Origin of the sequence: Nostoc sp. FACHB-190 (genome assembly GCF_014696905.1) — a bacterium.
GTDB lineage: Bacteria > Cyanobacteriota > Cyanobacteriia > Cyanobacteriales > Nostocaceae > Nostoc_B.
Window position 1 is genome coordinate 1 of sequence record NZ_JACJQW010000094.1, and the last position, 6764, is coordinate 6764.

Genomic DNA, 6764 nt, shown 5'->3' on the forward strand with positions numbered 1-6764 from the left:
AGTTAATTGTCGCTCCTTTTCCTGATCTTCAACGAGGGTCTGACCAGTTTTTTTTCAACAATTCTCTCAAAGCCTCTTGACAAAAGACTTACAGCTTTAACTTGTCACCAATGGTTTCCTCCATATCTTCCTCCCTTGCCTATCGGCATCGGTCGGAAGATTGTCATCAATTAGCCTGCCATTCATCTCATCATCTCCCTACCCTTCGGGAACACTTCGTGAACGGGTAGGTGAGAGGCTTCTGTCAGTTCAAGCTAAAGACTTTAATAGGAGGGATGAAAACGCCAGTCGCAATATTTGTGCAGTCGGGGCATCGACTGTTGGGTTAGGTGATGTAAGTCGGTATGAAACTGCGATTGCTGTTTGAGCCTAGAATCCCCCGAATTGAATTCGGGGGAGTATGTCAAAGAGTAGTAGGAACGTCACTGTTAAGTAGTGATTTAGAACTGTTCACTAATAACTAATAACTGTTGAGAACTAAGTATAAACTTGTCGTTTCAAGAATATAACTGCCATATTTTCTAAATCTCCTGCTAATTTTGGCTTCTAGATTATTCACTTTTTAGAGTTAACACCAACTAATGGCAAGCAAAGAAATTCAAGTCAAAGAGTACACAGTCAGAGCGCACAAACGTCAGATACACACGCGCACATTCAACTTCGTCTGTAAGCAATGCGATCAATCAACTTCTCGTGAGACGTATGGCCCACGCCCTTTATACTGCGAAACCTGTCGTCCTCCAGGGCCTCCTAAAAAGTCTGCTGTAGCTGCACCTGCTAAGAAGGGTAAGCCCAGGGCTAAGATTTATCGGAGTGATGTTGATTTTCAGAAGTCTTCTTGAGCGATCGCTGCCGCAGCAAATAAAATGCTTCTGGATGAGATCACCAGAAGCATTCAGTATATTTTACTTGCCAATTGAATTATATATAGAACAATCGTACTATCAAACAGGTGTTTTGTTAACCCGTAGTGATCGCCTACTCAATTTTCCAGCCATCGAACAAGTTGGGCTGATCTACACCGTACTGTCTTTGCACTAAACGCCGCAGTTCTGCTACAGAATTAGCCGACTTCATCAGAATCAAAATTGATGTGATATGTGGCGACAATCTCTGTTTCGTTGTCTCCTCAAGCAACTGATGAATTTTGTGCTTTCTGCGTCCATTGGGTAATACAGGGTTGACTTGATCAAGTTTGGCTTTTTCCTCTGGTGTCATCCAATGGATAGGGATGAAAACGCAGCCAGGATCATCCTTAGTCGAGGATTGGGTACGGTAGGGCATACCGGAACCTTTGCGCTAGACGCAAGCAACGCTTGGGGAGATGTAACCTCTACTCTTGTTGGTGAAAGCCTGTATGAGCAAGTTATGTCTTAGATCCAAGAATCCCCGTGCGTTCACGCTGAGGAGTGTCAAATTAGAAGAATTAGAAAGGCTCAAAGTAACTTTCACCCAGTATTTGCTGAACCAGACATTTGACTGGCAAAGTGTGATCGTTTTTCTCAAGGCTTATAAAGCTTAATTTCTTATAAACATGTCGGATTTTAAAATTCGACATTTTATTTGATGTAGAGATTGATATTTGCTAAAACTTAAAATCAATCAAACAAAGAATGAATGTATGATATTTGCCTAAAGACGTGAACGTTAAGGCAATTATTTTGACATACTCCCCAGCCTAAAGGCGTGGGGATTCTAGGCTCAAACAGCAATTGCAGTTTCAAACCGGCTTATATCGCCTAACCCGATGGTTGATGCCCCAACCATAAGAATATTAACTGCGGCGTTTTCATCCCTGCCATTAACTGACTGACAACCCGAACAACGCCATTCTCTAACTGATAATTCAATACTTTCTAAAACATATCCACAGCAAGAGCAAGTCTTAGTGCTGGGATACCATTGGTCGATGAAAACAACCCTCTTTTTCTTCTTTTTGGCAACCCATTCTAGTATTTGTAGAAACTCTCCAAACGCCAAATCAGAGATTTTTCTCCCCCAAAGACGCTGCATTCCTTTGAGGTTTAGTGTTTCAAAACATAACACATCAAATTTATCAGTCAAATGATGTGCCAACTTCCAAAACCAATCAAGCCGACGATGAGAAACATCTTCGTATCGACGTACTAAATTCTTTCTAGCTCGTTCACGATTAGATGAGCCTTTCAACTTTTGGGAATGCTGCCTGCTGGCTATTTTGATGGCGTTGAGTGACTGCTTAAAAAATTGGGGTGACTCAATTGTTGTACCATCTGAGCAAGTAAGGAATGTCCGCAATCCGAAATCGAAACCAGCGATTTTACCCGTCTTGACTTCAATTTCTGATTTGTTGCCTTCATCAACCACCACAACCATAAATAATTCACCTAATACTGTGCGTTTAATGGTTAAAGTTTTGACTGTTCCTTCTATGTCTCTCGATTTCCAAAATTGATATACTCGCTGACCTATTTTCACCCTGTTGCTACCTAAAAATTTATAGCCTGCTTGTTTAAGGGTGAATGATTTGTATTTTTTAACTTTCTTAAATCCTGGTGGTCTAACTCCTTTTTTGTTATGTTTAAAAAACAATTGGTAAGCTTTCTCGATGCGTTGACAGATATCTTGTACTGCTTGAGAGCCTACTGATTGCCAGAAAGGATTACGTTTTCTTAATTTGGCAATATGAGACTGAAGTTTGGCACAACTCAAATGCTTGCCCCACCTTCTGTAGTAGCGTTTATGTAGAGCAATACAATGATTGTAGATGACCCCAGCAGCATTAATCATGCGCTTGAGATGTCTATTTTTTTTGTGTTGATATAGCTTAAACTTCATTGTTTTCATATTATTATTTTGCCAAAAATATGGAGATAAAAACTTAGATTATTCCTAAATTAAGCAAAGTCGCCCTTGAAGGGCAAGGCTTTAGACCCATGTTTTTGGTAAATCAATCCCATAGTTATGTATGGCGAGGTTTTTGATGGCACAAGTAGTTATTGCGGTTTTGGCGAATGCTGGTGGTGTCGGTAAAAGTACTTTATCTGTACATCTAGCTTATGAAGTTAGTAAGCGTAAACACAAGGTAGCATTGCTAGATTTAGATCCACAGAGATCGCTTGATGTTTTTTGTGGTTTAGAAGCAGCCGAAGCAGAAAACACAATGGTCAAAGTTTTAGCAAAAGATTTTAAAGGCGACTGGGTTTTAGAATCAGCATGGGATGAGGCAAGAATAGAAGTTTGTCAAGGACATCCATTACTAGCCGATACAGGCAATGATCTAGTAATTCGTAAACGAGGAGAATATACTTTAGCGGATAGGCTGCACAAGTATCCGTTACATCATGACTTGGTAATTATAGATTGTCCAGCTACTTTGGGAATGCTGAATGTAAATGCTTTAGCAGCCGCCACTCATCTTTTAGTGCCGATACAGCTTGAAATGAAGGCGATTTCAGGTGCCGCAGAGTTAGTTGAATGGTGTATCAATACATCTGAAGAACTACAGTTAGATCCTAAGCCTTCTATCATGGGTTTCGTGCCAAGTATGTATGATGAGGCGATAGCAATGCACAGGCAGTACTACTCACAACTGCCAGCAATTGCAGAACAATTAAATGTTAAATTGTATCCAAAAATTCGTAGTTCTAATGAGTTTAAAAATGCCAGCGCACATGGATTACCTCTGCATAAATATCGAAATAAACATCCAGCTTGTAAAGATTTTAAGCAAATTGCAGATGATGTGGTTGAATTAATCAAAAGTAAGTGAGGAACTTCTATGCCGAAAGCACTACCACAAATAGGGGAAAAATTCAAAGGGGCAGTTCAAAAAACCGAGCAAGAAAAAAAAATTGCTCAATTGCAAGCAGAAGTAGAACAGCTAAGAATCAAGCAAGCTCCTGAACTTGAGAACGAGTTACAGTTATTGCGAGAAAAACTGCGGAATCATTCTGGAGAAGTGGAAATTGATCTGGAATTAATTGATCCTAATCCCAATCAACCAAGACAAACAATTACTGTAGAATCAATTCAAGCAAAAGCACGACTATTAAAAAAACACGGGCAGATTACTCCTATCATTCTTGTAGCCCAAAAAAATGGGCGTTACATACTGCTTGATGGGCAACTGCGTACTGAAGGGGCAAAGCTATTAGGATGGAAGTCTATCCGGGCTGTTATTGTTCCAATGCCCAAAGATTTAACACAATCATCTCTCATTACTTTTCTCGGATTTGAAGACTTAAACCCCTTAGACAAAGCTGAAGCTATTGTTCAAGAACTAAATAAAGCAACAGAATTGGATTTAGAAGAAATTTCTACAGTACTAGCAACTGTGCTTAAACGTATAGAACGTGATGGGAAGAGTAAAGAGTTGACAAAATTAGTTGCTTTGGACTTAGAGCAACAAAAGTTAGGATTAGAAACTTTAAATGTAATAGGTGAAGAACAAAGTTTGTTTTTAGGATTGTTAGAGTTAGGATTGAACCCTGCTTCAGTAAAATCTAATCTTTTACCGATGCTGTTCCTACCTGATGATTTAAAAAAGGCAATTCGCTATAACGGATTGAAAGGGGCGCACGCTTTGGCACTGGCAACTTTATCTGCAAAAGCTTTAGACATATCTGAAGAAAAGGCTCAAAAAGAACGAACTAAAATCACAGAAAAAGTTTTAGCAGAAAATCTTACAGTACCAGAAACACGCGAACTTATTAAGCAAGTTAAAGCTAAATACTTAACAACAACAAAATCAGAATCCAAAGAAGTCAAATCTATAATTCAAAAAATCAGTAATTTATCAGAAACATCATTAATTCAGGCAAGTACTGAGCAGCTTCAAGAACTAAAAATAATTTTGCAAAAAAAATTAGCTGAAATAGAGAACCTAAGCCAGCATCAAGCTTAACAGTGTAGAGATAGAGTGATTGCTCAATTTGTGGATGAAGAAACGTGCCAATAACTTTTAGAAGGAGTGATTGATCGCTCAAAGTCTCTCGTTAAGCGAAATTAGTTGCTAAATCCAAGTAATAGATCAGCAGTCAAAAACAGACTCAGCGATATCATTAAAAGTAGATAGCAGCAATCCCTTCACTGTGGAAGGGATGATAGTACTATCGAACTTAAGAATAAATTGGCAGACATAGCCACCCATTAATAATGCCAAAGTTAACCTGTTTAACTGCACAGCTAACTGTACTAACAGCCCTGACCCTGACAAGTTGTAGCACCACGAGTGTTGAGCAGTACGAAGCGACAGCACTTACCAGTTATATCTGGCAAGTAAAGTATGCCAATAACTTAACTAATGCACCCCAACCGCGAATTGAAAGCTTTGGCACTGCATCAGTACTCAATCGGAATGGATTGAAACCAGCAGGAGCAGTTATCGGCCCGGACGATCAAGGACTATGGTGGCCAATTGTGCCACTACGCCCAAGCATTGATGAAGTAGAACAACGCAAAAAACCTCAAGAAGAAGCAGGCAAACCAGAACTACAGAAAACGGTAAAATATCAAATTACTTATGGAGCAGGTGAGCAACAGAAAACGCTACCTACTAATTATGATGTTTATCGGCAGGTAGTGAAGGCGTACCCGTCCCGCACTCCTTTGGAATTAACTTTTGGATTAAATGATGACTCGGTAGAAAAGGCTGAACCAGTGGGCAAGTAATAATCTGATAAGCCTTAACTGCTGCTTATATTGGCAAAGAATATTCTGTGAAGCATAAGGGAAGCCTTCTTGTCTATTCCTAAAGTTTGCCATCATGCAATAATTTGTACGCCGTATCACCTGTCAAGAGCAGGGGGTAGGGTGTAGTGAAAGCATTATTGGAACTCCGCCCAATGCAATCGTCCTAAAAAACGGGGCTTGTATCCGTGCGGTGGTTCGATGTTCTTATCTCTCCCCCACACCCCGCCCCAAGGGGTTTGGTCAAAAAGCGATTTATCTTGGGTAGATAAGAAATTCACCCATTTCAATAGAAAATTTTTAAGCCACTTTTAGGAAAGATCGTGCTTCAATTCAAAATCTAAAATTATTTATTCCCAAAATCAATTTTTTAAAATTACTAAAAATCAGTACCGTTAATAAAAAATCCAAAACTACAAATAGGGGTCAAATGGGGGTCATATAACCCCCAACAATTAAAATTCACAGATGGGGGTCAAATGGGGGTTATATAGGTTACATTTGACCCCCATTTAGGGTATCCTCAAAAAGCCCTGATTTTATGCCGCAATTAACATCAATGACTTTTTTGAATTGGAGCAAAGCAACATGACGAATGTCCACGCACTGCAAAAAATTTTTCCAGCCGGCTTTGACAATGGCTACGGTAGCCTGAAACTTTTAGTCGATGGCTTTGAGGTGGTGAGAGTTCCTAGCTATATTTCCACAGCAGATATGGAAGATGTTCCAGGTAGAGTGGAATTTGATGGGACAGCATACACAGTTGGCGAATCCGCGTTTCGTGCCGGAGATCATTTTGAACGCAACACAGATAGCAATGAGAATAAGGTAAAGAATGCCCTGAGAACGCTATTGGGAGCATTAGCACATTTGCCACACCGCAAAGCATGGCATTTAAAGTTAGTCGTCAGCTTGCATGATGTCGCTCTAGCAAAAGACTTAACCCAAGTACTCAATGGAGAATACCACGCTGTCCTGGCTGGCAAACCCTCAGAAGTCAAGGTAGAAGTGCTAAAAGTTGTTCCCGAAGGAATGGGGGCATTGTTTGGCCAAGCATTACCGAAGAAATTAACAGTTATCGACTTTGGTAATGG

General features: G+C 39.9%; 7 protein-coding genes and 2 pseudogenes. 7 read left to right on the forward strand and 2 right to left on the reverse strand.

The window, feature by feature from the left end:
• Positions 1-265: 265 nt before the first annotated feature.
• A pseudogene (locus H6G28_RS35985) lies at positions 266-367 on the forward strand (RNA-guided endonuclease InsQ/TnpB family protein); the annotation flags it as partial.
• Between the two features lie 214 nt (positions 368-581).
• The gene (locus tag H6G28_RS35990) at positions 582-842 is read left to right on the forward strand and encodes a hypothetical protein (RefSeq protein ID WP_190595238.1); all 261 of its coding nucleotides are present in this window, start codon (positions 582-584) and stop codon (positions 840-842) included.
• Between the two features lie 136 nt (positions 843-978).
• Here the strand turns inward: H6G28_RS35990 and H6G28_RS35995 are convergent, their stop codons facing one another.
• Positions 979-1284, reverse strand: a complete 306-nt coding sequence (locus tag H6G28_RS35995) for a hypothetical protein (RefSeq protein ID WP_190595239.1) — start codon at positions 1282-1284, stop codon at positions 979-981.
• Between H6G28_RS35995 and H6G28_RS37230 the strand changes: the two are divergent.
• Positions 1222-1377, forward strand: a pseudogene (locus tag H6G28_RS37230) (RNA-guided endonuclease TnpB family protein); the annotation flags it as partial. The gene H6G28_RS35995 and the pseudogene H6G28_RS37230 sit on opposite strands and share 63 nt — an antisense overlap.
• Before the next feature lie 324 nt (positions 1378-1701).
• Here H6G28_RS37230 and H6G28_RS36000 read toward each other — a convergent pair.
• Entirely contained in the window at positions 1702-2826 is a 1125-nt protein-coding gene (locus H6G28_RS36000; protein ID WP_190678110.1) for an RNA-guided endonuclease InsQ/TnpB family protein, read from the reverse strand.
• Between the two features lie 136 nt (positions 2827-2962).
• Between H6G28_RS36000 and H6G28_RS36005 the strand changes: the two genes are divergently transcribed.
• From H6G28_RS36005 to H6G28_RS36020, 4 genes are all read left to right on the forward strand, one after another.
• A complete protein-coding gene (locus H6G28_RS36005) occupies positions 2963-3751 on the forward strand; it encodes a ParA family protein (RefSeq protein WP_190595331.1) in 789 nt (262 codons plus the stop codon).
• A 9-nt stretch (positions 3752-3760) separates the two neighbouring features.
• On the forward strand, positions 3761-4885 hold the full coding sequence (locus H6G28_RS36010) for a ParB/RepB/Spo0J family partition protein (protein WP_190595332.1): 1125 nt from the start codon (positions 3761-3763) through the stop codon (positions 4883-4885).
• Positions 4886-5136: 251 nt separating this feature from the next.
• Positions 5137-5652 (forward strand): hypothetical protein, encoded by a 516-nt coding sequence (locus H6G28_RS36015; RefSeq protein ID WP_190595333.1) that lies wholly within the window; start codon positions 5137-5139, stop codon positions 5650-5652.
• Between the two features lie 606 nt (positions 5653-6258).
• Positions 6259-6764 (forward strand): ParM/StbA family protein (locus H6G28_RS36020; RefSeq protein ID WP_397330360.1); only part of this gene is annotated, 506 nt, incomplete at its 3' end.

What these genes read in the sequence shown, in the direction of transcription:
- H6G28_RS35990 (WP_190595238.1), top strand. Translation starts at nt 582, where the DNA reads ATGGCAAGCAAAGAAATTCAAGTCAAAGAGTACACAGTCAGAGCGCAC.
- H6G28_RS35995 (WP_190595239.1), bottom strand. Translation starts at nt 1,284, where the DNA reads ATGCCCTACCGTACCCAATCCTCGACTAAGGATGATCCTGGCTGCGTT.
- H6G28_RS36000 (WP_190678110.1), bottom strand. Translation starts at nt 2,826, where the DNA reads ATGAAAACAATGAAGTTTAAGCTATATCAACACAAAAAAAATAGACAT.
- H6G28_RS36005 (WP_190595331.1), top strand. Translation starts at nt 2,963, where the DNA reads ATGGCACAAGTAGTTATTGCGGTTTTGGCGAATGCTGGTGGTGTCGGT.
- H6G28_RS36010 (WP_190595332.1), top strand. Translation starts at nt 3,761, where the DNA reads ATGCCGAAAGCACTACCACAAATAGGGGAAAAATTCAAAGGGGCAGTT.
- H6G28_RS36015 (WP_190595333.1), top strand. Translation starts at nt 5,137, where the DNA reads ATGCCAAAGTTAACCTGTTTAACTGCACAGCTAACTGTACTAACAGCC.